At 71.4% G+C, this 26,529-nt stretch carries 23 protein-coding genes; 9 read left to right on the plus strand and 14 right to left on the minus strand.

Annotated elements, in window-relative coordinates:
- Positions 1-25 precede the first annotated feature (25 nt).
- Complete coding sequence (locus LQ222_RS12685; protein WP_230166825.1) at positions 26-2,359, plus strand: xanthine dehydrogenase family protein molybdopterin-binding subunit; 2,334 nt, start codon at positions 26-28, stop codon at positions 2,357-2,359.
- Between the two features lie 167 nt (positions 2,360-2,526).
- Here LQ222_RS12685 and LQ222_RS12690 read toward each other — a convergent pair whose 3' ends face one another.
- Positions 2,527-3,213 carry a hypothetical protein gene (locus tag LQ222_RS12690; RefSeq protein WP_230166826.1) on the minus strand — a complete coding sequence of 229 codons (687 nt, stop codon included), beginning with the start codon at positions 3,211-3,213 and terminating at the stop codon, positions 2,527-2,529.
- 111 nt (positions 3,214-3,324) lie between these two features.
- A complete protein-coding gene (locus LQ222_RS12695) occupies positions 3,325-3,789 on the minus strand; it encodes a MarR family winged helix-turn-helix transcriptional regulator (protein WP_230166827.1) in 465 nt (154 codons plus the stop codon).
- A gap of 53 nt (positions 3,790-3,842) precedes the next feature.
- Here LQ222_RS12695 and LQ222_RS12700 point away from each other — a divergent pair, with 53 nt between their 5' ends.
- On the plus strand, positions 3,843-4,991 hold the full coding sequence (locus tag LQ222_RS12700; RefSeq protein ID WP_230166828.1) for a homogentisate 1,2-dioxygenase: 1,149 nt from the start codon (positions 3,843-3,845) through the stop codon (positions 4,989-4,991).
- 7 nt (positions 4,992-4,998) lie between these two features.
- Here the strand turns inward: LQ222_RS12700 and LQ222_RS12705 are convergent, their stop codons facing one another.
- The 11 genes from LQ222_RS12705 to LQ222_RS12755 all read right to left on the minus strand — a co-directional run bounded on the left by LQ222_RS12705 (position 4,999) and on the right by LQ222_RS12755 (position 16,324).
- Complete coding sequence (locus LQ222_RS12705; protein ID WP_230166829.1) at positions 4,999-5,598, minus strand: ABC-type transport auxiliary lipoprotein family protein; 600 nt, start codon at positions 5,596-5,598, stop codon at positions 4,999-5,001.
- The gene (locus tag LQ222_RS12710) at positions 5,598-6,647 is read right to left on the minus strand and encodes an MlaD family protein (protein WP_230166830.1); all 1,050 of its coding nucleotides are present in this window, start codon (positions 6,645-6,647) and stop codon (positions 5,598-5,600) included. The genes LQ222_RS12705 and LQ222_RS12710 overlap by 1 nt, the downstream gene beginning before the upstream one ends.
- Position 6,648: 1 nt before the next feature.
- Complete coding sequence (locus tag LQ222_RS12715) at positions 6,649-7,395, minus strand: ABC transporter ATP-binding protein (RefSeq protein ID WP_230166831.1); 747 nt, start codon at positions 7,393-7,395, stop codon at positions 6,649-6,651.
- 314 nt (positions 7,396-7,709) lie between these two features.
- Positions 7,710-8,825: an ABC transporter permease gene (locus LQ222_RS12720; protein WP_230166832.1), complete on the minus strand. Its 1,116-nt coding sequence runs from the start codon at positions 8,823-8,825 to the stop codon at positions 7,710-7,712.
- 46 nt (positions 8,826-8,871) lie between these two features.
- Positions 8,872-9,606: an RNA methyltransferase gene (locus LQ222_RS12725; RefSeq protein ID WP_230166833.1), complete on the minus strand. Its 735-nt coding sequence runs from the start codon at positions 9,604-9,606 to the stop codon at positions 8,872-8,874.
- The gene (locus LQ222_RS12730) at positions 9,603-10,604 is read right to left on the minus strand and encodes an Ldh family oxidoreductase (RefSeq protein WP_230166834.1); all 1,002 of its coding nucleotides are present in this window, start codon (positions 10,602-10,604) and stop codon (positions 9,603-9,605) included. Before LQ222_RS12730 ends, LQ222_RS12725 begins: the two co-directional genes overlap by 4 nt.
- The gene (locus LQ222_RS12735; protein ID WP_230166836.1) at positions 10,604-11,572 is read right to left on the minus strand and encodes a tripartite tricarboxylate transporter substrate binding protein; all 969 of its coding nucleotides are present in this window, start codon (positions 11,570-11,572) and stop codon (positions 10,604-10,606) included. The genes LQ222_RS12730 and LQ222_RS12735 overlap by 1 nt, the downstream gene beginning before the upstream one ends.
- 75 nt (positions 11,573-11,647) lie before the next feature.
- A complete protein-coding gene (locus LQ222_RS12740) occupies positions 11,648-13,417 on the minus strand; it encodes a patatin-like phospholipase family protein (RefSeq protein ID WP_230166837.1) in 1,770 nt (589 codons plus the stop codon).
- A 101-nt stretch (positions 13,418-13,518) separates the two neighbouring features.
- Positions 13,519-14,694 (minus strand): UxaA family hydrolase, encoded by a 1,176-nt coding sequence (locus LQ222_RS12745; RefSeq protein WP_305800016.1) that lies wholly within the window; start codon positions 14,692-14,694, stop codon positions 13,519-13,521.
- Position 14,695: 1 nt separating this feature from the next.
- Complete coding sequence (locus LQ222_RS12750) at positions 14,696-14,980, minus strand: UxaA family hydrolase (RefSeq protein WP_230166838.1); 285 nt, start codon at positions 14,978-14,980, stop codon at positions 14,696-14,698.
- Between the two features lie 126 nt (positions 14,981-15,106).
- Positions 15,107-16,324: a phenylacetate--CoA ligase family protein gene (locus LQ222_RS12755; RefSeq protein ID WP_230166839.1), complete on the minus strand. Its 1,218-nt coding sequence runs from the start codon at positions 16,322-16,324 to the stop codon at positions 15,107-15,109.
- Between the two features lie 83 nt (positions 16,325-16,407).
- Between LQ222_RS12755 and LQ222_RS12760 the strand changes: the two genes are divergently transcribed.
- The 4 genes from LQ222_RS12760 to LQ222_RS12775 all read left to right on the plus strand — a co-directional run bounded on the left by LQ222_RS12760 (position 16,408) and on the right by LQ222_RS12775 (position 21,804).
- Complete coding sequence (locus tag LQ222_RS12760) at positions 16,408-17,262, plus strand: branched-chain amino acid aminotransferase (protein ID WP_230166840.1); 855 nt, start codon at positions 16,408-16,410, stop codon at positions 17,260-17,262.
- A 218-nt stretch (positions 17,263-17,480) separates the two neighbouring features.
- Entirely contained in the window at positions 17,481-18,857 is a 1,377-nt protein-coding gene (locus LQ222_RS12765) for an LLM class flavin-dependent oxidoreductase (protein ID WP_230166841.1), read from the plus strand.
- Positions 18,854-20,425, plus strand: coding sequence for an ABC transporter substrate-binding protein (locus LQ222_RS12770; protein ID WP_230166842.1), 1,572 nt, complete (start codon positions 18,854-18,856; stop codon positions 20,423-20,425). The genes LQ222_RS12765 and LQ222_RS12770 overlap by 4 nt, the downstream gene beginning before the upstream one ends.
- Before the next feature lie 11 nt (positions 20,426-20,436).
- Positions 20,437-21,804: an LLM class flavin-dependent oxidoreductase gene (locus LQ222_RS12775; RefSeq protein WP_230166843.1), complete on the plus strand. Its 1,368-nt coding sequence runs from the start codon at positions 20,437-20,439 to the stop codon at positions 21,802-21,804.
- 3 nt (positions 21,805-21,807) lie between these two features.
- Here the strand turns inward: LQ222_RS12775 and LQ222_RS12780 are convergent, their stop codons facing one another.
- Positions 21,808-23,007: a CaiB/BaiF CoA-transferase family protein gene (locus tag LQ222_RS12780; RefSeq protein WP_230166844.1), complete on the minus strand. Its 1,200-nt coding sequence runs from the start codon at positions 23,005-23,007 to the stop codon at positions 21,808-21,810.
- Between the two features lie 354 nt (positions 23,008-23,361).
- Between LQ222_RS12780 and LQ222_RS12785 the strand changes: the two genes are divergently transcribed.
- The 3 genes from LQ222_RS12785 to LQ222_RS12795 are packed head-to-tail and all read left to right on the plus strand — an operon-like array spanning position 23,362 to position 26,523.
- Positions 23,362-23,550 (plus strand): hypothetical protein, encoded by a 189-nt coding sequence (locus tag LQ222_RS12785; RefSeq protein ID WP_230166845.1) that lies wholly within the window; start codon positions 23,362-23,364, stop codon positions 23,548-23,550.
- Positions 23,547-24,941: an amidase gene (locus LQ222_RS12790; protein ID WP_230166846.1), complete on the plus strand. Its 1,395-nt coding sequence runs from the start codon at positions 23,547-23,549 to the stop codon at positions 24,939-24,941. Before LQ222_RS12785 ends, LQ222_RS12790 begins: the two co-directional genes overlap by 4 nt.
- A gap of 22 nt (positions 24,942-24,963) precedes the next feature.
- Positions 24,964-26,523, plus strand: a complete 1,560-nt coding sequence (locus LQ222_RS12795) for a hypothetical protein (protein WP_230166847.1) — start codon at positions 24,964-24,966, stop codon at positions 26,521-26,523.
- The last annotated feature ends 6 nt before the right edge of the window (positions 26,524-26,529 follow it).

Consider the following 26,529-nt stretch of genomic DNA (forward strand, 5'->3'; position numbering starts at 1 on the left):
CAGCATTCGAAGGGAGACCCAGGGCATGGCGAAGTTCGGCCTCAGCCAATCCATCCGCCGCGTCGAGGACCCGCGCCTGCTCAAGGGCGGCGGCAGCTACACCGACGACATGGCGGTGCCGGGCCAGGCGCAGGGCCATGTGCTGCGCAGCCCGCACGCGCATGCCCGCATCACCGCCATGGACACCGCCGCCGCCAAGGCGATGCCAGGCGTGCTCGGCGTCTGGACCGGGGCGGACCTGGCGGCCGCCGGCCTCGGCCACATGCCCTGCCTGGCGCCGGTGAAGTCCGTGGACGGCAAGCCCTGCTCCGAGACGCCGCGCCGCGCATTGGCCGAAGGCATGGTGCGCCATGTCGGCGACCCGGTCGCCTTCGTGGTGGCCGAGACGATCGGCCAGGCGCGCGACGCCGCCGAGGCGATCGTCGTCGACTACGACATCCTGCCGGCCGCGACCGACCTGGCCACGGCGACCAACCCCGGCCAGCCGCAGGTCTGGGATAGCGCGCCCAACAACACCTGCTTCGACTGGCATGTCGGCGACGCCGCCAAGACCGATGCGCTGATCAAGTCCGCCGCGCATGTCACGCGGCTGCGCGTGGTCAACAACCGCGTTGTGGTGGCCTCGATGGAGGCGCGCGCCGCGCTGGCGGATTACGACGCGGCGAAAAGCCACTGGACGCTGTCCACCAATACCCAGGGCTCCTGGCTGGTGCGCAACATCCTGGCGGACGCCATCTTCAAGGTGCCCAAGGACAGCTTCCGCGTGGTCACGCCCGATGTCGGCGGCGGCTTCGGGATGAAGCTGTTCCTGTACCCCGAGCACGTGCTGACCTGCTTCGCCGCGCGCGAACTGAAGCGCGCGGTGAAATGGGCGTCGGAGCGGACCGAGGCCTTCCAGTCCGACACCCATGGCCGCGACAACATCACCATCGGCGAATTGGCGCTCGACAAGGATGGCAGGTTCCTCGCGCTGCGCACCAAGAACTGGGCCGGCATGGGCGCCTACCTGAACACCTTCGCGCCGTTCATCCCGACCGGGGCGGGCACCAAGGTGCTGGCCAGCGTGTATGATTTCCAGGCGATCCACGCGCAGGTGATCGGCGTGGTGACCAACACCGTGCCGGTCGATGCCTATCGCGGCGCCGGGCGGCCCGAGAGCAACTACCTGGTCGAACGCCTGATCGATACCGCGGCGCGCGAAGTGGGCATCGACCGCATCGAGATCCGCCGGCGCAACATGGTTCCGTCCAGCGCGATGCCCTACGTCTCCGCGATGGGGCAGCGCTACGATTCCGGCGAATTCGCCAAGCTGATGGACAGCGCGCTGGCGAACATCGACTGGGCCGGCTTCCCGGCCCGCCGCGCCGAGGCTGCGAAGCGGGGGAAGAAGCGCGGCATCGGCCTCGCCTACTACCTGGAAGCCACCGGCGGCGGGCCGACCGAGAACGCCGCGGTGAAGTTCACCGATGACGGCTACGTCGATGTCTATGTCGGCACGCAGTCGACCGGGCAGGGGCACGAGACCGCCTATGCCATGATGACCAGCCACGAGCTTGGCGTGCCGATCGACAAGGTGCGGATCAAGCAGGGCGATTCCGACACGCTGCCCGATGGCGGCGGCACCGGCGGCGCACGCAGCCTGTATTCCGAAGGCCAGGCCATCCTGGTGACCACGGCGAGCGTGGTCGAGAAAGGCAAGCAGGCGGCGTCGGAGCACCTGGAGGCGTCCGTCGCCGACATCGAATTCGCGCCGCGCGCGGGCGGCTTCACCGTCGCCGGCACGGACCGGTCGGTCGGCATCATGGAACTGGCGGCGGCCCAGCGCAGGCGCGCCGCCGCCGGGATCGAGGCGACGCTGCTCGACGCCCAGGAAACCGCCGAGATCAAGGCGCACACCTTCCCCAATGGCTGCCACGTGGCCGAGGTCGAGGTCGACCCCGAGACCGGCATCGTGAACATCCCGCGCTACATCGTGGTGGACGATGTCGGCCATGCGCTGAACCCGCTGATCGTGCGCGGCCAGGTGCATGGCGGCGTCACCCAGGGCATCGGCCAGGCGCTGATGGAACGGACCGCCTTCGATGGCGACAGCGGGCAGCTGCTCTCGGCATCCTTCATGGACTACGCCCTGCCGCGCGCCGACGACCTGCCGTCGATCGACGTCGACCTGATCGAGGTGCTCTGCGAGACCAACCCGATGGGCGTGAAGGGCGCGGGCGAGGCCGGCGCGGTGGGGTCGCCGCCCGCCGTGATCAATGCGCTGGTCGATGCGCTGGCCGATGCGGGCGTGGCCAGCATCGACATGCCGGCGACGCCGGAAACGGTGTGGAAGGCGCTCGCGGCCGCGCGCGCGGCCTAGAGGATGCTGCGTTCGCTCGTGCTCACTTCGCAGGCTCTTGCCTGTTGTTTTCAGGGCATCTTCACGCGTTCAGATGATTCCATCTGAACGCGATCTGCGCCAAGCCTCCGGGCATGAAAACGGGCGGCTCCCTCGCGGGGGCCGCCCTTTCTGCGGCGCGCCGGCGGCTACTGCAGCGGCACGGTCACGTTGGTGACCTCGCACAGGTTCACATTGCGGCGTTCCTGCGGCTGGCCGCTGTCGTAGACGAAGCGGATGTCATACATGCAGGGGCCTTCCGGCAGGCGGATGGCGTAGACAGCGCCGGGCGCCACGGTATCCGCGCCGAGGCGATCCGGGCCCCAGTTCTGGTCGGTGGCGAGCGAGGCGAAGACCTGCATCACCGTCTGCCGCCCCTGGTTCACCAGGTTGAAGGACGGGTTGCCGGTCGGCCCGCCGGCGGACGGCGGCGGACCCTGCGGGCGCTGCTGCGCCTGGGGGGGCTGCTGCGCCCCGCCCTGGCGCGCCTGGCTGCCGTCGAAGGGCAGGTCGGTCACGTTGCACAGGTTCAGGTTGCGGCGTTCCTCGGCCGGGCCGCCGGCGCGGTCATAGACCACGCGCACGTCGTACATGCATTCGCCCTGCGGCAGGCGGACCACGAAGGACCGGCCCGCCGGCACCACGTTGTTGCCGAGCCTGTCCTGGCCCCAATTGCTGTCCGATGAGGGCGAGGCGTAGGCCTCGTAGATCGTGCGGCTGCTGCGGTTGACCAGGTTGAAGGACGGGTCGCCGGTCTGCGCCTCGGCCGGGGCGGAAAGCCCGCCCAGCGCCAGGAAAGCCGCGGCTGCGGCGGTGGCCAGGCGTCGCATGAGCATGGTGCGCTCCTCCTCGATTGCCGGGCAGGGCGCCCGTCCGTTCCGCCGCTGAGGCTAGCCGAGGCCGGGCATCCGCGCCAACCGCCCGCGACCGATTCCCTGCGAAGCTCTTCAGTCCGGGCCGCCGCCCGCTTCGGCATCCAGCGCGGCGGCGCGGGTGGCGATATGGCGCAACGCTGCGTCCAGGGCAGCGCGTTGGTCCTCGGGCAGGCCGTCGGCGAGTTCCGCCTCCAGCGCGCGGGCACGAGGCACGATGGCGTCGAAGGTGGCGCGGCCCGATGGCGTCAGGGCCAGCGGTTCCAGCCGCCGGTCGCCGCGATGCGCCACCCGCTTCACCAGCCGCCGCGCCAGCAGCCCGGCAACGGCGCGGCTGACCTTCGCCTTGTCCATGCCCGTGCGCGCGCGCACCGCGACCGCGCTGGCCCTGCCATCCGCCCCCACCACGGCCATCACCCGCCATTCGGCGATGGTCAGGCCGAATTCGTCGGCGTAGCGCCGCGCGAACAGCCGCGACACCAGGTTGGAGGTCACCGACAGCCGATACGGCAGGAAGGCATCGAGGTCGAAGCTTGACATTGGTTCCATATGAAACCAATTTGTCGGTCACGTCCAGCGCCGGAGGCCTCGCGATGACGCGGCAATACATCCCCTTCCCCCGCAGCGAGGGGCTGACCTCCCGCCAGGCCCATGCCGACCTGCCCGACGGCACCTTCGAACGCGAACTGGGCAAGGAAGGCTTCTTCGGCCCGGCGACCCACATGCATCACCGCCACCCGCCGACCGGCTGGACCTCGTGGGAGGGTCCGCTGCGCCCGCGCGCCTTCGACCTGGCCAAGGTCAACGCCGAGCACGCATCGCCCTGGGACGCGCCGGACATCCTGTTCAACGCCTCGGTCCGCCTGCGCCTGTGGCGCGCGCCGGCGCGCATGGACCACCTGGCGCGCAACGGCGACGGCGACGAATTGCTGTTCATCCACCAAGGTGCCGGCGACATCTTCTGCGACTACGGCCGGCTGCCCTTCCGCACCGGCGACTACGTGGTGCTGCCGCGATCGACCATGTGGCGCATGGAATGCGCCGCGCCGACGGTCGCGCTGCTGATCGAGGCGACGGGCTCCACCTACCAGCTCCCCGATCGCGGCATGGTCGGCAAGCACGCGGTGTTCGATCCCGCCATCCTCGCCACGCCGAAGCTGGACGACGCCTTCCGCGACCAGGCGCAGGGCGACTGGGCGGTGCGCATCAAGCGGCGCAACGCGATCTCGACCGTGACCTATCCGTTCAATCCGCTGGATGCGGTGGGCTGGCATGGCGACCTGTCACCGGTGCGCCTCAATATCGAGGACATCCGCCCGCTGATGTCCCACCGCTATCACCTGCCGCCGAGCGCCCACACCACCTTCGTGGCGAACCGCTTCGTCATCTGCACCTTCTGCCCGCGTCCGTTCGAGACCGATCCCGGCGCGCTGAAGGTGCCCTTCTTCCACAACAACGACGACTACGACGAGGTGCTGTTCTACCACGCGGGCGACTTCTTCTCGCGCGACAACATCCATGCGGGCATGATGACGCTGCATCCCTGCGGCTTCACCCACGGGCCGCACCCCAAGGCGCTGGGCAATGCCTTCACGCCGAAGAAGCCCGCCACCGACGAATACGCCGTGATGCTCGACACGCGCGATGCGCTCGAGATCGGCGAGGCCGCGCACAGTGTCGAATGGGGCGACTACGCCTATTCCTGGAAGGCCGGCCCGGCGCCCGCCAAGGCGGCGGAGTAGCGCCGCTTCAGGTGAAGCGCCGCAGCGCCTGTTCCAGGGAGGACAGCGCGCTGCCCAGCGCCGCGCCCATCGCCTCGGCCGCCTGGTCCGGCGTCGGCGCCGCCGTGCCGGAGGCCAGCGGCGCCGTGCCGCTGCTCACCATCTGCCCGACCAGCCGGCTGCCGTTGCGCTCATCTACCAGCAGCAGCGTCAGTTCCGCGCGCGCGCGCCCTTCGCCCTGCACGGCGGCGAGCTGCGTGATCTCGCCCTCGAGCACGTAGTCCGGCGTCACGCGCGACCCGGGTGCGAGGATCGCGGCGAACAGCCGTGCATCGATCAGCCAGCGACGCAGGGCCTGTTCCGCCGCCTCGGCCGGCGGGGCCGCCCACTCGGCATAGAAATCCAGGTTCTCGGTGCCGTCGGGGCGGATGGTGCGCAGGTTGCGCGTCTCCATCCCCGCGCCGGCGCGGATGGTGCGCACCAGCAGGCTGCGCCGCGCGGCGCCCTCGGCGCCGGGCGGGCGGCGCGGCTCCAGCGGAAACCGCCGCGTCTCGACATAGGGCCGGTCCGGCAGGACCGAACACCCGGCGAGCAGCGGCACGACCAGCAGCAGGCGGCGATGCATCATCAGCGGCGATCCCGGGGCGGTGGTGGTGGCGGCGCGCCGAACAGCGATTGCGACGGGCTGCGGCGCAGCTGCTCCGCCGTGTCGCGCAGGCTCGATGCGGTGGCGCGCAGGTCGCGCAGCAACGGACCCAGTTCGGCCTGCGCATCGCCGGTGGTGCCGCGCACCGTGCGCAATGCCAGCTCCAGCGAGGCGATCACCGCGGGCAGCCGCGCGACCGATGCGCGCAGGTCGTTCGCCGCCTGGCCGATGCTCGCCGCCGCGCCGGTGATCTCGGGGCTGGACAGCAGCGCCTCGGCGGACTGGCCCGCGCCGCTGATGCTCGCCGCCGCCACGCGCAGTTCGCGCACGGTGGCCGCCAGGTCCGCGCCCTCGATCGCGCTGCGCAACGCCGCCATGGTGGCCGCGGCCTCGCGCAGCGTCGTGCCCAGGTCGCCCTGGCCGCCGACCTGGTCGCGCAGCCCCTCGACAAGCTCGGTCGCCGCGCCGATCAGCGTCCGCAGGTCGAGATCGGCGAGCTGCGTCATCACGCGCTCCGCCGCCGTGGTGACCTGGGTGATGGTGGATGGCATGGAGGGTATGACCGGGAAGCGCGGCGTCCAGGGCACCTCGATGGAGGGAAAGCGCGACGGGTCGGGCACGAAGTCGACTTCCAGGTACGCCAGCCCGGTGACGCCGGCGGATGCGACGCGCACGCGCAGCCCGGCACGCACCGCGGCATCGACATTGCTGCGCCCGTAGCGTTCGGGATCCACCGCGAAGCGCACGAGCACCAGCCGCGCCGTGGTGTCCTCGGGGTTGCGCGGCACCGCGCCATAGACCACCGAGACAAGGCCGAGTTCCGTCACGCGCCCGACCGGAACGCCGCGGAAGCGCACCGCGGCGCCGACATCGAGGCCGGCCACCGATTCCGGCACGTAGGTCTCGAAGATGGTCTGCTCGCCGCGCAATGTGCCGGAGGTCAGGAACAGCACGAAGCCGACCGCGAGGGCCGCGCCGACGACGACCAGCGCGCCGACCCGGAAATAGAGGGAGCGTCCCGTCCGGGCCATCTCAGGCGGCCTCGCGCCGGAAGAAGGCGCGCACCGTCGGGTGGTCGCTGTCGTCGCGCAGCTTGCGCGGGTCGCCCTGTGCGATGATGCCCTGGGCCTGCTTGTCGAGCATGATGCAGCGGTCGCCGATCGCGAGGATGGATTGCAGTTCGTGCGTCACGACCACGAAGGTGGTGCCGGTGTCGCGCGCGATCTCCTGGATCAGCTTGTCGAGGCCCGCCGAGGTGATGGGATCGAGCCCCGCCCCGGGCTCATCGAGGAACAGCAACGGCGGGTCGAGCGCCATCGCCCGCGCGATTCCCGCACGCTTGGCCATGCCGCCCGAGATTTCCGCCGGCAGGCGCGACGCGGCATCGCCCAGGCCCACCAGGCCGAGCTTGGAGCGCGCCAGCGCCTCGCGCGCGGGGCGCGGCAGTCTGGTGTGTTCCTCGATCGGCAATTCGACGTTCTCGGCCAGGGTCATGCTCCCGAACAGCGCGCCGGACTGCCACATGACACCGATGCGCTGCAACAACGCGCGACGGGCCTGATCGTCGGCATCGGCCAGTTCCTCGCCCAGCAGCCAGGCATGGCCGGCGGCGAGCGGCACCAGCCCGATCAGCGCCTTCAGCAGCGTCGACTTGCCGCAGCCCGACCCGCCCAGGATGACGAAGATCTCGCCGCGCTTCACCTCGAAGGACACGTCCTTGAAGATGGTGCGCCCGCCGAAGGCGACGGCGAGGTCTTCCGCGCGGATGACCGGCTGCACCTGCTCGGGCGGGCTTGCCGGGCGCGGCCGATCCGGCTCTCCGGGCCCTTCGGCCCTCCGACCATCGGGCGCGCTTGTCTCGCGCGACCGATTCAGCTCTCCGGGCCCTTCGGCCCTCCGACCATCGGGCTCGCTTGTCTCGCGCGACCGATTCAGCTCTCCGGGCCCTTCGGCCCTCCGACCATCGGGCTCGCTTGTCTCGCGCGGCCGATTCAGCTCTCCGGGCCCTTCGGCCCTGCGACCATCGGGCTCGCTTGTCTCGCGCGGCCGATTCAGCTCTCCGGGCCCTTCGGCCCTCCGACCATCGGACACGCTCAGATCCCCAGCCGGAAGAACAGCACGGCGAAGACGCCATCCATCGCCACGATGGCGACGATGCCGCCCACCACCGCCGCCGTCGCCGCATCGCCCACCGCGCGCGGCCCGCGCCCGGCCGACAGCCCCGCGCGGCAGCCGATGCCCGCGATTACCAGCCCGAAACACGCCGCCTTGAACAGCCCGCCCGCCAGGTCCCCCAGCGACAGCCACTGCTGCAACTGCCCCTGCACCGCCGCCCAGGGGTAGCCGAGCGTGTTCATGATCAGCGTCATGCCCGCCAGCCCCGCCAGCGACATCAGCAGCGCCAGCACCGGCATGACCAGCGTGGCCGCCGCCAGCCGCGGCAATACCAGCATCGCCGTCGGGTCGATGCCCATGATCTTCAGCGCGTCCACTTCCTCGTTCACGGTCATGGTGCCCAGTTCGGCGGCGAAGGCCGACCCGGTGCGCCCGGCCAGCACCACGCCGGCCAGCAGCGGGCCGAGTTCGCGCAGAAGTGATATGCCGACCAGGTTCGGCACGAAGACTTCCGCCCCGAAGCGGCGCAGAGGGATCGACGACTGGTAGGCAAGGATCACGCCGATCAGGAAGCCCAGCAGAAGCGTCAACGGAAAGGCGCGGGTGCCGACTTCGTCCAGGTGGCGCAGCAGGTCGGACCAGCGCAGCAGGCGCGGGCGCGCCAGCACGCGGCCGATGGTGACCACCGCCTCACCCAGGAAGGCGATGCCCGCCAGCGCGTCGCGCCCGCGGCCGACCGTGGCACGGCCGATCGCGGTGATCGGCCGCCAGGGCGGCGCCTCGGGCGGCGGCGGCACGGTCGCGAGCGCGCGGCGCGTGCGGTCCAGCACGGCCGCGACCTCGGCTGCGGCGCCGCGCATCTCGGCCTGCGGGGCGGCTTCGACCAGCATCACCGCCCCGGCTGAATCGAGGAATTCAAGGCCACCCAGGTCGATCGCCGCGACGGGCCCCTGCGCGGCCGCTGCCATCGCCACCGGCCAAAGCCGCCCCGCTTCCGTCACATCGAGCCGACCGGCCAGGCGCAGCACGCGCCCGCCGGGCTCGTCCAGGATGTCGAGGCGCGCTGCCGCGGGCTTTGCCAGGGTTCCGTCCATCCGCGGCATTGCACCTGTCCAGGCCGCCAGGGCAAGCCCTTCCTGGTCAGGCGGACAAGGCGTGGATCAGCACCGCGGCGGCCACCGAGACATTCAGGCTCTCGACCGGCCCGGCCGTCGGCAAGGTCACGCGCAGCGCGCAGGCGGCGATGGTGGGGGCGGCGAGCCCGGCTTCCTCGTTGCCCAGCACCAGCGCAACCGGCGCGCCGCGCGGCACGGCGGATGGCGGCACGCCGCCGTGGGCGACCGCCGCGACGCTGAGGATGCCTGGCGGCAAGGCGCGCAGCAGCAGCGGCAGATCGCCGGCGCGCAATACCTCCAGCGCCTCAAGCCCGCCCTCGGCGGTGCGGAAGGCGGCGTCGGACAGGCCCGCCTGGCGCGGATCCCCCGACAGCACCAGCGCGCGGCAGCCGAAGAAGGCGGCGGAGCGCGCGATGGCGCCGAGGTTGTGCGGATTGCCGATGCCATCCAGCACCGGCGTCACGCGTGAGGCGCGCAGCGCCTCGGGCAGGGCGCGCGGGTCGATCGCCGGGACCGCGCGCGGCAGTGCCAGGGCAACGATGCCGCCATGGTGCTGCGTGCCGGCAATGCGCGCGAGGTCGGCCGCCACGACCTCGCGATAGGGGTGGCGCTGGCGGGCCAGGATGGCGCAATGCGGCCCCGCCTCGCGGCGCCGCTCCGCGGTGTGGAACAGGCGCATCACGTCCTGCGGGCGGCGGGCGAAGACGGCGGCGACTGCTGCCGTGCCGCAATGCCGGTCGAGATCGGCCGGGCGCGTCACGCCGCGGCGAGGTCGAGCAGGCGGCGGTGCAGCGCGTCGGGGATCTCGACGCCCTGGTCCGCCGCGGCCGCCGACAGCGCGTCGCGCCGGCTGCCGGGCAGGCGCACGCCATCCTCGGCGGCCATGGCGGCGACGAAGGCCTCGATGCGGTCGGCGAAGGCCTGGGCGCCGGCCAATGCGCCGGGGTCCACCACGAGCAGCGCCTGGCCCAGGCGCGGGCGGTTGCCGTCATCGGTGAAGAAGCTGTCGGCCTCGAAGCCGAAGGCAGCGCCGGTCAGGGCGCAGCACAGCAGTTCCACCACCATCGCGAGCAGCGCGCCCTTGGCCCCGCCCATCGCCAGCATGGCGCCCGACAGCGCGGCCTGCGGATCGGTGGTCGGGCGGCCTTCGGCGTCCAGCGCCCAGCCCTCGGGGATCGCGCGGCCTTCCTTCGCCGCCACCATGATCTTGCCGCGCGCGACCTCGGACAGCGCCATGTCGATCACCAGCGGCGCCGCGCCCCGGCGCGGGAAGGCGGCGGCGACCGGGTTGGTGCCCATCAGGGGTCGCCGCCCGCCCGGCACCGGCATGGCGGCCGGCGAATTGGTGAAGGCCAGCGCGACCAGCCCCTGCTGCGCCAGCCGCGCGACCGGCAGCCCCATCGCGCCGGAATGGTGCGAATTCGTCACGCCGGCGATGGCGACGCCATGCGCCCGCGCGCGCCAGGCGGCCTCGGATTCCGCCAGGGCCAGGGCCGCATAGGCAAGGCCATGGCGCGCATCGACCAGCACCGCGCCGCCGCGTTCATTGACGATGCGCGGCACGGCGGCCCCGTCGGCGCGGCCATTGCGCAGGAAGGCGGCGTATTGCGGCACGCGCGACAAGCCATGGCCGGCCTGGCCGGCCGCTTCGGCAGCGGCCAGCGCACGGGCCGTGGCGGCGGCCATGGCAGGGCTGGCCCCGGCGACCGCGAGCGCGATGCGCGCGAGGGTCTCGGCTTCGTTCAGTGTCAGTCGCATCAGTCCGCGCGCATCCCCGTCTCCTGGATCAAACGCGCCCAGCGCGCGGTTTCTTCCGCGACGAAGGGCGTCGAGCGGGCACGATCCCACGCTTCCACCGTGAAGCCGCCATCGCGTGCGCGGCGGCCGACATCGGCGTCGCGGATGGCGGCGAGCGTGTCGGCCTCGATCTTCGCCAGGATCGGCGCCGGCACGCCGGCGGGCACCATCATGGCGGTCCAGTTGGTCATCTCCAGCGTCGGCTGGCCGGCTTCCCGGACGGTCGGCACCTCCGGGATCAGCGGGTGGCGTCCCGCCGAGGTGACCGCCAGCGCGCGCAGCCGCCCGCCCTGGATCTGCGCGATGCATTCGGGCAGGTTCGACACCATCACATCAAGGTTGCCGGCCGCGAGGTCGGTGACCGACGGCGCGCCGCCGCGATAGGGCACGTGGGTGATGTTGTCGCCGGCCCCCGCCGCGCGGCGCAGCAATTCGAGCCCGAGATGCGGCGGCGACCCGTTGCCCGAGGTCCCGCCGTTCAGCCGCCTGGTCTTGGCCTGCTGCACCAGGTCGGCCAGCGTGCGGGCGGGATTGCGTTCGGCATTCACCACCACCACCAGCGGCAGCGACCCGAGCACGCTGACGACCGCAAGGTCGCGACGGAAATCATAGGGCGCGTTCGGGAACAGCGTGGCGTTCACCGTATGCGTCATGGTGATCGCGAGCAGCGTATGGCCATCGGGCGCGGCCTTCGCCACGGCGTCGGCGCCGATCAGCGCATTCCCGCCGGCGCGGTTCTCGATGACCACGGGGCGCGACCAGATCTCCGACAGCTTCTGCCCGACCAGGCGCGCCATGATGTCCGTGAGGCCACCCGGCGGGAACGGCACGACGTAGCGCACGGCGCGGTCGGGGAAGGGTGCCTGCGCGCGCGCGGCCGCGGGCAGCAGCGCGGCAGGGGCGGCGAGCAGTTGGCGACGACGGAACATGGCGGCAGCCTCCCGTGCTTTGTGTTGGGCGCGAGGCTATCGCGGATCGCTCACGCGGGGAAATCGCCCGCGGGGTCAGTCGAGGTTCTTCTGCGCGAGCGCACCGCGGATCGCCGAGACCGCCGCCTGCTCGACCCCGCCGGCCTTGGCGCGCCAGACGCCGTTCGCGACCAGCCACCAGCCCATCCCCAGCCCGGAGTCGCGCAGGACGTCCTGCACCACGGCATCGAGCCGCCGGCGGATGCGTGCCCGCAGCGCTTCCGGATCGAACCTGCCCTTCGGCCAGGCGGGCAGCGGCAGGGGCGTCGCGCAGTCGCCCACCAGCGGAACGACCGGGCGGAAATCGGCAAGTTCCGAGCGCCCCTTCGTGACGTCGCTCCAGACCTTGGCGCGGGCCTCGGCGTAGGGATCCGTCGGGGGGGTTGCGCGGTACCGGGGTTCGAACAGCGGGTTGCGCGCCGGGAGCGCCAGGTGCTTGGCCAGGAAGGACTGGCAGTTGCGCCGCCCGAGCTGGAAATCATGCGCGCGGAAGTCGCGATGCAGGAAGCCGAGGAAGGCGCCGAGCCCACCCGAGGCGAGAGGCCCGCCGGTGGCCACGTGATCGTCACTGCCGCGGGAGGGGAAAATCATCACGCGGCTGAAGACATCCGGTGCCCGCGCGAGGGCGATGTCGGTCGCGCCGAAGCGGCACTGCATCTTCCACGCATCGATCAGCGGCATGATCAGCCGATGCAGCGGCACGGGCTTGTCCGGCCCGGCGCCGACCTCGTCGGGAAACGGGTCGATCATCAGCACGCTGCGGTCGACATGCAGGCCGTCGCGCACCAGGCGCTGGCCCGGCTTGTCCACCAGCAGGGCGCGGCACAGGTCGAGCGGCTCATTGTCGAACACCCCGCCATCGACGGCCAGGAAGCGATAGGGGTCCGGCGCATCGCGGCCGGGCCAGTCGGGACTGAGGTGCGCGACCCGCGGCAGGCGGTGCATGGAGCACGGATGCCCGTCGCCCGGCACCAGCACCTGGCGCTTCGCGTAGTCCCCGCCGCTGCGGGCCAGGAGGCGGGCTTCGAGGGCCAGCGGAAAGGCGCCGGAGGCGAGCGCCGCCAGCCCGAGATCCTGCCAGGCCTGGATATCCGGCGCCGAGGGCGAGCCGAGTTCCACCATGTCCCCGAAGCGCGGCTGCGCCGCCCCACGGACGAAGCCGACCCAGTCGGCATGCATGCGCATGCGGTGCCTCGCCTGCACGGCCGTCTCCGCCGCCCCGCCGAGCACCATCCCGTAGGGCACGCCGCGCAGGTTGCCCACCGACAGCGCGAGCGGCAGGGAGGGATTGACCCAGGCCCGGCGTGTCGCGCGCGGCGTGCCCGCCAGCACGCCGTCCACGATCCTGCGCAGCACTCCGACATTCAGCAGGGACGTCAGCGGCCGCCCCGGGCCGCGATCCGACAGGTCGAGCAGGTCCTCGATGCGCGGCTGTTCCACCCAGGCCTGCCAGAGCGGATTCAGTTTGCAGGAATCAGGGTCGCGCGCCGGTGGAAAGTCGCGGTCGAGCACGGCGAGCAGGATCGCCGCGCACATCCCGCCCGCCGAGGCGCCCGACAGCGCCGAGAGATGGACATGGTGCCCCGGCACCGCCTGCCGCGCGTCCTTCGCTGCCTGCCAGGCGTCCATCGCCTCGATCAGGAAGTCGAGCACCCCGGCGGTATAGGCGCCGGCCGAGACCGCGCCGGCCATGCACAGGCCAAGATGGAAGTGCAGCGGCGTGCTGGCGGGATTCGGCGGGACGTTGTCGTAGATGAAGGTCGGCGCCGGCGGCGCGGCGGCGTCGGCAGCGGGCTTCTTCGCCATGATCGGTCGATCTCCCGGATGTCGTCGGGAGCATAGCCGCGCGCGCAAGGGCGCCGGTAGCGGCACGGCGCCGATTCGCCGTGCCGCAGGTCACTGCGCGCTCAGGCGCTCTCGTAGAGCCGCGTCAGGCTGTATTCGCGGTGGCCGAGGATCTCGGCCGCCGTGTGCTGCCCGTCCGCGGTGCGGATGATGCTCTCGATCAGCGCCTCGCCGGCCTCGTCCATGTTCATCCGCTTCTGCAGCAGGCCGGTGACGTCCACGTCCACATGCTCGGACATGGTCCGCATGGTGCGCGGGTTCGCCGTCAGCTTGATGACCGGCACGATGGGGTTGCCGATCACGTTGCCCTGCCCGGTCGGGAAGGTGTGCACCGCGAAGCCCGAGGCGGCGCACAGCGTCACCATCTCGGCCGCCGCGGAGGACGAATCCATGAACCACAGCCCCGGATGCGTCGGTTCCTCGGCCTTGTCCAGCACGCCATCGACCGTGCACTTCTTGCCGATCTTCTGGATGTTGCCGAGCGCCTTCTCCTCGATGGTGGTCAGCCCACCTTCGATATTGCCCTTGGTGGGCTGGCTGTCCGACAGGTCGGAGGTCTTGTTCTTCTCGACGATCGCCTGGTAGCGGTCGAACATCCGCATGAATTCGGCGCGGATCTCCGGCGTCTTGCAGCGCGCCGCGACCAGGTGTTCGCCACCCGTCAGTTCCGTCGTCTCGCCGAAGACCAGCGTATTGCCGTTGGCCCAGAGCTTGTCGAAGGAATCGCCGACGGTGGGGCAGGAGGCCAGGCCGCTCGTGGTGTCGGATTCACCGCACTTGGTGGAGACCCAAAGGTCCACCATCGGCGCGCGGGTCTTCTTCAGCGCGGTGGCATACTTCACCATGCGATAGGCCGCGCGCGAGGCGGCCGCGATGGTGTTGATGTCGCCATTCTGCTCGATCGCGAAGAACTCGACGGGCTTGCCGGTCTTGGCGATGCCCTCCGCCACCTTCGACGCCCAGCCGAGCTCGATCCCGATCACCACCACCGCCGCGACATTCGGGTTGCACCCGGTGCCGATGATGGTGCGGAAATGCAGGTCGAGGTCGGCGCCGAACTGCAACCGCCCATAGGCATGCGGGATCGCCAGCGTGCCCTGGATGTTGCGCGCCACACCCTCGGCCGCGGCGTTGGAGATGTCGTCCACCGGCAGGATCAGCACATGGTTGCGCACGCCCATGCGGCCATTGTCGCGGCGCCAGCCTTCGAAGGTGGCGCTCTTCAGGTCGATGCCCATCTCACCACCGCTTCGTCTTGACGTTGTGCACGTGCAGGTGCTCGCCGGCGCCGATATCGGCCACCGCCTTCCCGATATCCACCCCGTACTTGATGATGGTGTCGCCCTTGGCGATCGCCTTGATGGCGACCTTGTGGCCGATCGGGATGTCGGACTTGGCCGGGAACTCGATCATCCGGTCCTGGTCCATGATCCAGCCATTCAACGTCTGGCCGGCCTTGATCCCCTCGACGACCACGACACCGGCGGAATCGCCCTCGTCATGAACGCAGAAATGCACGGTCATCGTGCGTGCTCCTCCCCGAAAACAGTGGGGCGGACGCTAGAAGGGGGCGCGGGGCGGGTCAAATGCGAGAGGGCGCCGCCCTCTCGCGCTCTCCCGCCAGGGGGGCGGCGGCCCCCTGGACCGCGATCAGTTGAGCGGGCGTTCGTCGGCGATGGCCTTGCCGTCATTGGGCAGGCTGCCCGGCGGCACGACTTCCACCAGGCCGCGCAGGCGGGTCACGGCCGTCAGCGATGCGGCCAGCGCCTCGGCCATCGCGGCGGGTGCCTCGGCGCGCAGCGTCATCACATCCTGCTCCGCCACGCGCGTCACCACCAGGCGCAGCCGCCCCACGCCCGGATGCCGCGCGGCGATCTCGGCAACCTGCTCCGGCCGCACGAACATGCCCTTCACCTTCGCCGTCTGGTCGGCGCGCCCACGCCAGCCCACGATGCGCGTGTTGGTGCGCCCACACGGCGACACGCCAGGCAGCACCGCCGACAGGTCTCCCAGCGCCAGGCGCAGCACCGGATGCGCGGGGTCGAGCACGGTCACCACCACCTCGCCCACCTCGCCATCCGCCACCGGCTCACCGGTGCCGGGGCGGACGATCTCGACCAGCACTTCCTCGGCCACCACCAAGCCCTCGCGCGCCGCGGTCTCGTAGGCGACGCAGCCGAGATCCGCCGTGCCGTACATCTGGAAGGCCTCGATCCCGCGCGCGGCGATCTCGGCCTGCAAGGATGGCGGGAAGGCCGCGCCCGACACCAGCGCGCGCTTCACGCACGACACGTCGCGCGCCCCCGCGGCATCGAGCAAAATCTTCAGGAAATCCGGCGTGCCGACATACCCCGCCGGGCGGAAGGCCGTGATGAGGTCGAGCTGCGCCTCGGTATTCCCCGGCCCGGACGGGATCACCGCGCAACCCAGCGCGCGCAGCCCGCCATCCATGATCCAGCCGCCGGGCGTCAGGTGATAGGAGAAGGTGTTCAGCGCCACGTCGCCCGCCCGGAACCCCGCGGCGAAGAAGGCGCGCGCCATGTGCCAAGGGTCGTTGCCGGGGCGCTCGCCCTCGAAGATCGGCCCCGGCGAGGTGAACAGCCGCGCGAAGGATCCCGGCGGATCGGCGACGAAGCCGCCGAAGGGCGGGTCGGCCTTCTGCGCGGCCGGCAGATCGGCCTTCCGCAGCACCGGCAGCCGCGCCAGCGCCGCGCGATCCGTCACCGCCGCCGGATCGATACCCGCCAGCCGCGCGGCCTGCGCCGGCGCACGCATGGCGGCTTCCACCACCCTGGGCAGCACCGCCGCCAGCGCCTGCGCGCGCGTGCCGGCGTCGCGGGTTTCCAGCGCATCCATGTGATCGGCCATCGAACCTCTCCCGCCCGCGGGGCTTCACCGTCCCCGCCCGCCATGGCACACCATCGCAGCACGCGGACGGAGAGGGAAACACCATGGCCGGCGTCTTCTACTACGATGGCACCTGGTCCACCGAGGAGCCGAAGGTGATCGGCCCGATGGACCACGCCTTCTGGCTGGGCTCGGTGATCTTCGACGGCGCGCGCGCCATCAAGGGCTGGGCGCCGGACCTCGACCGCCATGCGGCGCGCTGCGTGGCCTCGGCGCGCGCCATGCTGATGAAGCCGACCAAGACCCCGGAGGAGATCGAGGCGCTGTGCCGCGAGGGCATCCGCCGCATGGGCCCCGATGCGGAACTGTATGTCCGCCCGATGTTCTTCATCCGCAAGGGGCTGGGCGCGGCGCGGCCGGACCCGGACAGCACCGACTTCATCCTGTCGATCTACGACAGCCCGATCCCGCAATGGGCCGGCTTCTCGGCCGTGATGGCGCCGTTCCGCCGCGCCGCGCCCGACATGGCGCCAACCGATGCCAAGGCGTCGTGCCTCTATCCGAACGGCGCGCGGGCTTCGCACTACGCGGCGACGCAGGGCGCGGACAATGCGGTGATGTGCGACGCGCTCGGCCATGTCGCGGAATTCGCCAGCGCGAACCTGTGGTATGCCAAGGACGGCCAGGTCATCACGCCGGCGATCAACCACACCTTCCTGAACGGCATCACGCGCCAGCGCATCATGCGCCTGTTCCAGGATGCCGGCGTCAGCGTCCACGAACGCGCCGTGAAGCCCGCCGAGCTCGAAGCGGCGGACGAGATCTTCTCGACCGGCAACTACGCCAAGGTGCAGCCCTGCACGCGCTATAACGGGCGCGACATGCAGATCGGGCGCTTCACCACGCAGGCGCGCGACCTGTACTGGCGCTGGATGGAGAGCGCACCGAAGGTGATGTGATCCATGACGCGGCCTTGATCCCTGCGATCGGGGCCGCGCGTTTGCGTCTTTCGCGGGCAGGCCGCGCCCGCCGTTGCGCCGATCGCGGCGTTCGCCGGCCAGCGTGCCGTGCCGGCCGGCCTGCCACCGGATGGACACCCCCGTGCGGCGGGTGTTGGATTGCATCGCGAACCTGCGCGGCCACGACGCGGCGCGCCGGTCGCGACGGAGCATCCGGCATGGCATCCCCGCGCAAGATCCGCCTCGGCGTCTCGATGATCGGCATGGGCTACCACCTGGCGGCCTGGCGGCATCCGCGGGCCTCGGCGGGTGGCAACATGGAATTGCAGCACGCGATGCGCGTCACGCAGGCGGCCGAGCGCGGGCTGCTCGACATGGCCTTCCTGGCCGATGGCGTCGGCATCCGCTTCAACGACGTGCCGGAGGGCGCGTTGTCGCATACCTGCAAGAACGTGCAGTTCGAACCGCTGACGTTGCTGAGCGCGCTGGCGATGGTGACGAACCGCGTCGGCCTGGTCGCGACAGCGTCCACCACCTACAACGAGCCCTATCACATCGCGCGGAAATTCGCCTCGCTGGACCACATCAGCGCCGGGCGCGCGGGCTGGAACGTGGTGACCAGCGCGACCGACATGGAGGCTCGGAATTTCGGCCTGGTGGGCGCGCCGCCCAAGACCGGCCGCTACGACCGCGCGGCGGAATTCGTCGAGGTCGTGAAGGGGCTTTGGGATTCGTGGGAGGACGACGCCTTCGTGCGCGACCAGGCGAGCGGCCTCAACTACCACCCCGACAAGGTCCATCCGCTGAACCACGACGGGAAGCACTTCCGCGTCGCCGGCCCGCTCAACGTGCAGCGCACGCCGCAGGGGCGGCCCATCATCGTGCAGGCCGGTGCGTCGGAGGAGGGGCGCGAGCTCGCCGCCGCCACCGCCGACGTGGTCTATGCCGCGGCACAGACGCTGGAGGATGGACGCGCCTACTACACGGATGTGAAGGCGCGCATGGCGAAGTACGGCCGGCATGCCGACCAGCTCAAGATCATGCCCGGCATCATGGCCGTGCCGGGCCGCACGCGGCAGGAAGCGCAGGACAGCTACCAGGTGTTGCAGGAGCTGGTGCAGCCGGTGGTGGGCCTCGGCGCGCTCGCGAATTATCTCGGTGACCTGTCGGACCACGACCTGGATGGCCCGGTGCCCGAACCGCCGGCCGGCGCACGCGACCACAGCCGCGGCCAGATCTTCATCGATATGGCGCGGCGGGGGAACCTGTCGATCCGCCAGCTGTACCTGTCGATCGCCGGCGGCAACGGGCATCGCACCGTGGTCGGCACGCCGGCCGACATCGTCGACGCCATGGAGGAATGGTTCCACAACGACGCCGCGGACGGCTTCAACCTGCTACCGCCCTGGCTGCCTGGCGGGCTGGACGACGTGGTGGACCAGGTGATCCCGGAGATGCAGCGGCGCGGCCTGTATCGCACCGCCTACGAGGGCACGACCTTGCGCGCGAATCTCGGACTGGACTGGCCGGAACACCCTGCCGTGGCGCGCCGGCGCGCGGCGGTGGCGCAGGCGATCGGGAGTGCGGCGCAGTGAAGCGCCTGCTGCTGGCGCTGCTGGTGGCCTGCGCCGCACCGGCTTCCGCGCAGACGCTGCGCATCGGGATGAAGGCGGCGGTGGACGGGTCCGATCCGCATCAATCCTACAGCCCGAATCGCAACGTGCAGATGCATGTGTACGAATCACTGGTGAACCAGGACCAGTACCTGCAACCGCTGCCGGGTCTTGCGGAATCCTGGCGCGTGATCGACGACACCACCTGGGAATTCCGCCTGCGCGAGGGCGTGACCTTCCACGACGGCACGCCGCTGACCGCCGCGGATATCGCCTTCTCGCTGCGCCGTGCCGCGGATGCGCGGGGCTTGCGGACCTACAGCCCGCAGCTGCGCAGCTTCGCCGCCGTCGAGGAGGTGGATGCGCGCACCGTGCGCATCCGCACGCGCGGGCCCGCACCGCTGCTGCATGTGAACCTGACCACCATCATGATCGTCTCCGCCGCCGCGGTGGGCGCGACCGCGACCGAGGAGGACTTCAACGGCGGCCGCGCGGCGGTCGGTACCGGGCCCTATCGCTGGGTGCGCTTCACGCCGGGCAGCGACGTCACGCTGGAACGCGCGCCGCGCCATTGGCGCGAGCCCGAACCCTGGCAGCGCGTGGTGTTCCGCTTCATCCCGAACGACAGCGCGCGTGTCTCCGCGCTGCTGGCGGGCGATGTCGATGTGGTGGATGCGGTGCCGCCCGCGCTGTATGGGCGCGTGCGGTCGGACCAGCGGTCCCGCCTGCACACCGCGACCTCCGCCTTCAACCTGTACATGTACATCGACAGCGGGCGGGAGCGTTCGCCCTTCGTCGCCGGCATCGACGGCCAGCCGCTTGATCGCAATCCGCTGCAGGATCGCCGCGTGCGCCTGGCGCTGTCCCACGCCATCAACCGCGCCGCACTGGCCGAACGCGCCATGGAAGGCGGCGCGGAAGCCGCCGGCCAGATCGCCCCGCAGGGCTTCATGGGCCATGTGCCGGGCCTGGCCATCCCGGCCTTCGATCCCGCCCGCGCCCGCGCGCTGCTGGCCGAGGCCGGCTATCCGAACGGCTTCGGCCTGACCATCCACTGCACGTCGGACCGCTTCGCCGGCGACAGCCGCACCTGCCAGGCGGTCGGCCAGATGCTGACGGCGATCGGCATCCGCACGGAGGTGGAGGCGATCCCGTCCAGCATCTTCTTCCGGCGCGCCAATCGCGCGCCGGCCGCGGGCGGGCCGGAATTCTCGGTGTCGATGTCGATGTTCGCCTCGACCACCGGCGCGGCGAGCGAAGGCATGAACAACATCCTGCGCACCTACAACCCGGCGCTGAGCCACGGCCCGGCCAATCGCGGGCGCTATTCGGATACGGTGCTGGATGGCCTGCTGGGGCAGATCGAAGGCGCGATGGATGATGCGCAGCGCGAGGCATTGACCCGGCAGGCGGTGCGCCGCGTCATGGAGGAAGCGGCGATCGTGCCCGCCTTCTTCGTGCGTTCGGGCTGGGGCACCGCGCGCAACCTCACGCTGATACCGCGCGGGGACCAGTACACCATGGCGACCGGCATCCGCGTCGCACGCTGAAGGACACGACAATGGCCAAGAAGCAGCTCAAGCTCGGCGCCTTCCTCAGCGTGCCGGGCAACCACCTGGCAGGCTGGCGCCACCCGGATGCGGCGGTGGAATCCGACATGGATTTCGGCTGGTACATGCGCCTCGCGCAGACGGCCGAGCGCCACCTGTACGACACCATCTTCTTCCAGGACACGGTGGCGGTCGGCGGGTCGGATGCGCTGAAGGCCGGCGACCTGACGCGCACGCGCCTGTCGCGCATCGTCAAGCTGGAACCCACCGCCTGCTTGGCCGCGCTGGCGATGGGCACGACGCATATCGGCCTGGTCGCGACCGCCACCACCACCTTCAACGAGCCCTACAACATCGCCCGCCGCTTCGCGACCATCGACCATATCAGCAAGGGCCGCTGCGGCTGGAATTTGGTGACGTCGCAGATCGAGGACGAGGCCGGCAACTTCAACCTCGACACCCATGTCGACCACGCCGCGCGCTACGAACGCGCCATCGAATTCTATGAAGTGGTCGCAGGGTTGTGGGATTCCTGGGAGGCCGACGCCTTCCTGCGCGACAAGGACAGCGGCGTCTGGTTCGACCGCGACAAGATGCATTTCCTCGACCACCACGGGCAGCATTTCCATGTGCGCGGGCCGCTGAATGTGTCGCGCACGCCGCAGGGGCGGCCGGTCGTGGCGCAGGCGGGGTCGTCCGAACCCGGGCGCGAACTGGCGGCCCGCACCGCCGACGTGGTGTTCACCGCGCAGACCGAACTGGATGCGGCGCGCGACTTCTTCGCCGATGTGAAGGGCCGCACGGCGAAGTACGGGCGCTCGCCGGACGACATCAAGATCATGCCCGGCATCACGCCCGTGATCGGCCGCACGATGGAGGAAGCGCGGGAGAAGTACGACCAGCTGCAAGCCCTGCTGCCCGATGACGTGGCGCTCGCCGCGCTGGCGCGCTTCACGCGCGGCGTCGACATCTTCTCCTACCCACTGCACGGGCCGATGCCCGACCTGCCGGAAGCGAATTCCGCCAAGTCGCGCCAGAAGCTCATCATGGACATGGCGCGCAAGGGCAACCTGTCGCTGATCCAGACCGCGCGCTCCGTCTCCGCCGCGCAGGGCCATCGCGTGCTGGTCGGCACGCCCGACCACATCGCCGACGAACTCCAGGAATGGCTGGAGAAGGACGCCGCCGACGGCTTCAACGTGATCTGCAACTACTACCCGAAGCCCTTCGAGGAATTCTCCGAGCTGGTCATCCCCGAACTCCAGCGCCGCGGCATCTTCCGCACCGCCTATGAAGGCACAACGCTGCGGGAGAACCTGGGCCTGCGCGTGCCGGAGAACCGCCATACCCGCGCGCGGCGGGCACAGGCGGCGGACTGACCCTCACGGCCGCAGCGGCGCGCTCTCCCCGCGCGCCACCGCGCCGAACACCAGGTCGTTATGCGCGCCCGCCGCCGGGCCGGTCCAGCGCACCATCGCGCGTGGCGCCACGCCGTCGAAGCGGAAGGGTGCCGCCGGGTGCAGCACCTGGCCGATCAGCGGATCGGCCACCTCCATCACCCAGGACCGGTCCCGGAAATGCGGGTCCGTCGCGCAATCCGCCATGTCGAACAGGCGCGAGCACGGTACCTCGGCCGCTTCCAGCACCGCCTCGGCCGTCGCGGCATCGCGCTGCCGCGTCCAGTCGGCGATCGCTTCATCCAGCTCGCCCACATTCGCGCAGCGCCCGGCATTATTGGCAAAGCGCGGATCCTCCGCCATCTCCGACCGGCCGATCGCATCCATCAGCCGCTTGAAGATCAGGTCGGAATTGCCGGCGATGCACAGCCACTTCCCATCCGCGCAGGGATAGGTGTTGGTCGGCGCCGCGGTCTTGATCGCCGCCCCCTGCGGCTGCCGCACCCAGCCGAACAGCCCGTATTCCGGCAGCATGCCCTCCATCAGCGAGAACACGCTGCTGACCAGGTCCACATCCACCACGCGGCCGCGCGCGGCGGGGTCGCCTTTCACCTGCCAGCAGGCCGCCACCACCGCCATGGCGCAGTACATCCCCGCCAGGTCGTCGCTGATCGACACCCCGCAGCGCGGCGGGGGGTAGTCGGTCTGGCCCGGGTTCGCCGTCAGGTGGCGCAGGCCGCCCATCGCCTCGCCGATCGCGCCGAAGGCCGGCTTGTCGCGATACGGCCCGCCCTGCCCGTAGCCCGAGATGCGCCCGATGATCAGCCGCGGATTGGCCGCCTGCAGCACATCCGGCCCCAGCCCGATGCGTTCCAGGTAGCCGGCGCGGAAATTCTCGACCAGCGCATCGGCGCGCTGCAGCAGCGCGGCCAGACGGTCGCGATCCTCCGGCTTCTTCAGGTCCAGCGTCACCGACAGCTTGTTGCGCCCGTGCACGCTGAACCACACGGCATGGCCCTCGACGCTGCTGCCCCAGCCGCGCACCGGGTCGCCATCGGGCGGTTCCACCTTGATCACCTCGGCACCCAGGTCGGCCAACAGCCGGGTCGCGAAGGGCGCGGCGATGTAGTGGCCGAGCTCGACGATCTTCAGCCCTTCGAGGGGCAGCTTCGGGGAGGGCGTCATGGCGCCACCCATACGCCGGATCGCGGCGACGGAAAATCGCGCAGCGGGAAACCCTTCGGCAAGCAGGCCGGGGGCATCTTCAGCCCCAGGGCGCCGCGGTGCCCTTTCCTCCTCGTGGCGCGGGCCCTCCCTCCCGCCGCTCCCGCCCGGCGCGCCGGGCGGAACCTTGCGGGGGCGGGGCCTTGCCGGTCCCGCCCCCCTTCTTTTCCGTTTCCCTCCACTGCCGCCGCGGCCATGCACCGATTGCCATGCCGGTGCCATGTCGCCTGCGCAGAATTCCCCCCGTGGCGGTTTTGCGGCAGGGTCTGCTGGACCCGCATGCCCGGGATCGCGACAGGCAAGGACGTGACATCGATGACCGATGACGAAGCATTGGCCCGCGCCGCGGGGCTCGGCGACCCCTGGCGCGGCCGCGCCGCCGAGATCGCCGAGGCCATCGCCCATGCCCGCCGCCTGGCCACCGCCTTTCCCCGCCCCGCCGACGAAACCGCCGAACCCATGCCGGCCTTCGCCCTGGCCGCGCCGAAGGGCAGCCGCGCATGACCGCGCCGGAAGACATGACGCTGGCCGAGGCCTCGGCCGCCATCCGCCGCAAGCGCCTCTCGCCCGTGGACTACCTCGATGCGTTGCGCGCGCGCTTCGATGCGCTGGAGCCGCGGCTGCACACCACGGTCCGCCCGCTGTGGGACGAGGCACGGGCCGAGGCGCAGAAGGCCACCCGCCGCATCGCGCGGTCCGGCCCGCGCTCGGCGATCGACGGGCTGCCGGTCGGCCTCAAGGACATCATCGACCTGGCGGGCCACCCCACCACCTGCCATTCGCGGCATCTGCTCGACAACACGAAGCAGGCGGATGCGGCGGTGGTGGCACGCCTGCGCGCCGCCGGCGCGGTCTTCCCGGCGAAGCTCGCGACGCATGAATTCGCCATCGGCGGGCCGGCCTTCGACCTGCCCTTCCCGCCGGCGCGCAACCCGTGGAACACGGCGCATCATCCTGGCGGGTCGTCGTCGGGATCGGGTTCGTCGGTCGGCGCGGGCATGCTGCCGGCGGCGCTGGGCACCGATACCGGCGGGTCGGTGCGCCACCCCGCCAGCCATTGCGGCATCGTCGGCATGAAGCCGACCTACGGCCTGGTCTCGCGCCGCGGCGTGTTCCCGCTGGCCTTCACGCTGGACCATGTCGGGCCCATGACGCGCGACGTGGCATCCAACGCGATGCTGCTCAATGCCATGGCCGGGCATGATCCGGCCGACCCCGGCAGCGCCGCCGTGCGGGCCGAGAACTACGCCCGCGCGCTGAAGAAGGGCCTCAAGGGCCTGACCATCGGCTTCGTGTGCCACTTCCACGAGACCGACCAGCCGGCCACCGCCGAGGTCGCCGCCGCCCTGGACGCCGCCGCGAGGCTGATGGCGCGGCAGGGTGCCAAGGTGAAGACCGTCACGCTGCCCCCGCTGGGCGACTTCGCCGGCGTCAACCGCGCCATCCTGCTGAGCGAGGCCGCCGCCATCCACGGCCGCTGGCTGCGCGAGGCGCCGGAGGGCTATGCGAACCTGACCCGCAAGCGGCTCGCCCCCGGCCTGTTCGTGCGCGCCGAGGACTACGTGAACGCCCAGCGCCGCCGCCGCGAACTGGTCGCGGCGGTCGAGGCCGCACTCGCCGAATGCGACCTGCTGCTGACCGCCAGCAGCATGGACCCCGCCTGCCGCATCGACGACCCCGAGGCCGTCGAGATCACCTATCCCCGCCAGGCCCGCACGCCCTTCAACGTCACCGGGCATCCCGCCCTGACGCTGATGTGCGGCCTGTCGCAGGCCGAGGGCCTGCCGCTGGCGCTGCAACTGGTGGGCCGCGGTTTCGCCGAGGCCACGATCTACCGCGCCGCCGCCGCCTATGAGGCCGCGGCCCCGTGGAAGGACCGGCGGCCCGCGCTGTGACCACGGCCACGGGGCGCCGCGCATGAGCCCGGACGGCACCACGCTGGCGGCGACGCGGCGCGCCCTGCCGCCCGCGCGGCTGCGTCGCGCGGTGCGCGGTGCCGCGGTGCCGGTCGTGCTGTTCGTCGCGGCGCTGCTGCTGCGCGCCTTCTCCTTCGCCCCCGCGGTGATCGACACCGACGAGGGGCTGTACATGCTCCAGGCGCGCGAATGGCTGGCGGGCAACTGGCCGCTGGTCGGCGTGTGGGACATGCACCCGGTCGGCGCGCCGGCGTTGTTCGCCACCATCATGTGGCTGCTCGGCGACGACATCTGGGTGCCGCGGCTGCTCGGCCTGCTGGGCACCTGGGCGACCGCCTGGGGCCTCTATGCGATCGTGCGCTTCGCCACGGCGCCGCCGGCGCTGGGGCTCGCGGCGGGCCTGCTGTACCTGGCCCACGCCACGCTGCTGGGCGGCCTCGCCACCAATACCGAGGTGCTGTTCACGCCGCTGACCACCTGGTCGATGGCGCTTGGCCTGCGCGCGGCGCGCCGGGCGATCGAGAACGGCGAGCCACCGCCCTTCGTCAAGGTGGTCGCGATGGGGCTGATGGTCGGCTTCGCCCTGGCGATCAAGCCGGTCACCTTCTTCGAGGGATCGCTCGCCTGGCTGCTGCTGGTGGGCCCGGCCTTCTGGCGCGGCCTGCTGCCATGGACGCGCGTCGCGGCCTATGCGGCCGGCTATGCGGCGATCTGCGCGACGCCGACGCTGGCCTTCGCCGCGGCCTATTGGGTGCGCGGGGATTTCGAGGCCTTCCTGGTGGGGTCGTTCCTCGCGCCGATGCGCTATGCCGGCGCGCGCGTCGGCATGCTCGATGCCGGCCGCTACACGCTGATCGCGGCGATGATCCTGCTCTGGGCCTTCGTGCTGCTGGTGCCCGCGCTGTGGCGGCCGCGGGTGCGGCGCGGGCCGGTGGCGCTGCTGCGCCGCTTCTGCGTGGTCTGGTTCGCCTTCGCGACCTGCGCCGTGGTGATGCCGGGCATGTACTTCCAGCACTACTACCTGATCTGGCTGCCGCCGCTGTCGCTGCTGGCGGCGCTCGGCGCGCGGCGGCTGGCGCGCGCGGCGCGTCCCGGGCTGGTGGTCGCGGCCTTCGCGCTGATCGTCGGCGGCGTCGCGGTCGATGCCTGGCGGTCCTCCACCGTGCCGCGGCTCTATGGCGCGATCGGCCTGACCGGTCCCGACCCGGTGCGCGAGGTCGCGGACGCGCTGCGGCGCGAGATCGAACCCGGCGATGCGGTCTGGGTGGTGAACTACCATCCCGCGCTGTACGTGCTGGCCGAGGCCGGGCTCGCCACCCGCTACGCCTTCCCCGCGCAGCTGGTAGGCCCCTTCTGGAGCGTGACCGGCATCGACCCGAACGAGGAAGTGGCGCGCATCCTGTCCACCACGCCGCGCGCCATCGTCATCGACCGCGGCTGGTGGCCCAATGTCCGCCCGCGCATCGCCGCCATGATCGAGGAAGCGCTGGCCGAGAACTACGACCTCGCGGCCGTGGCCTGGGAGGAACGCGGGCCGGTCGAGGTCTGGCGCCTGCGCTGATCCCTG

The sequence above is a fragment of the Roseomonas sp. CECT 9278 genome, from assembly GCF_918698155.1.
Taxonomy (GTDB): Bacteria; Pseudomonadota; Alphaproteobacteria; order Acetobacterales; family Acetobacteraceae; genus Neoroseomonas.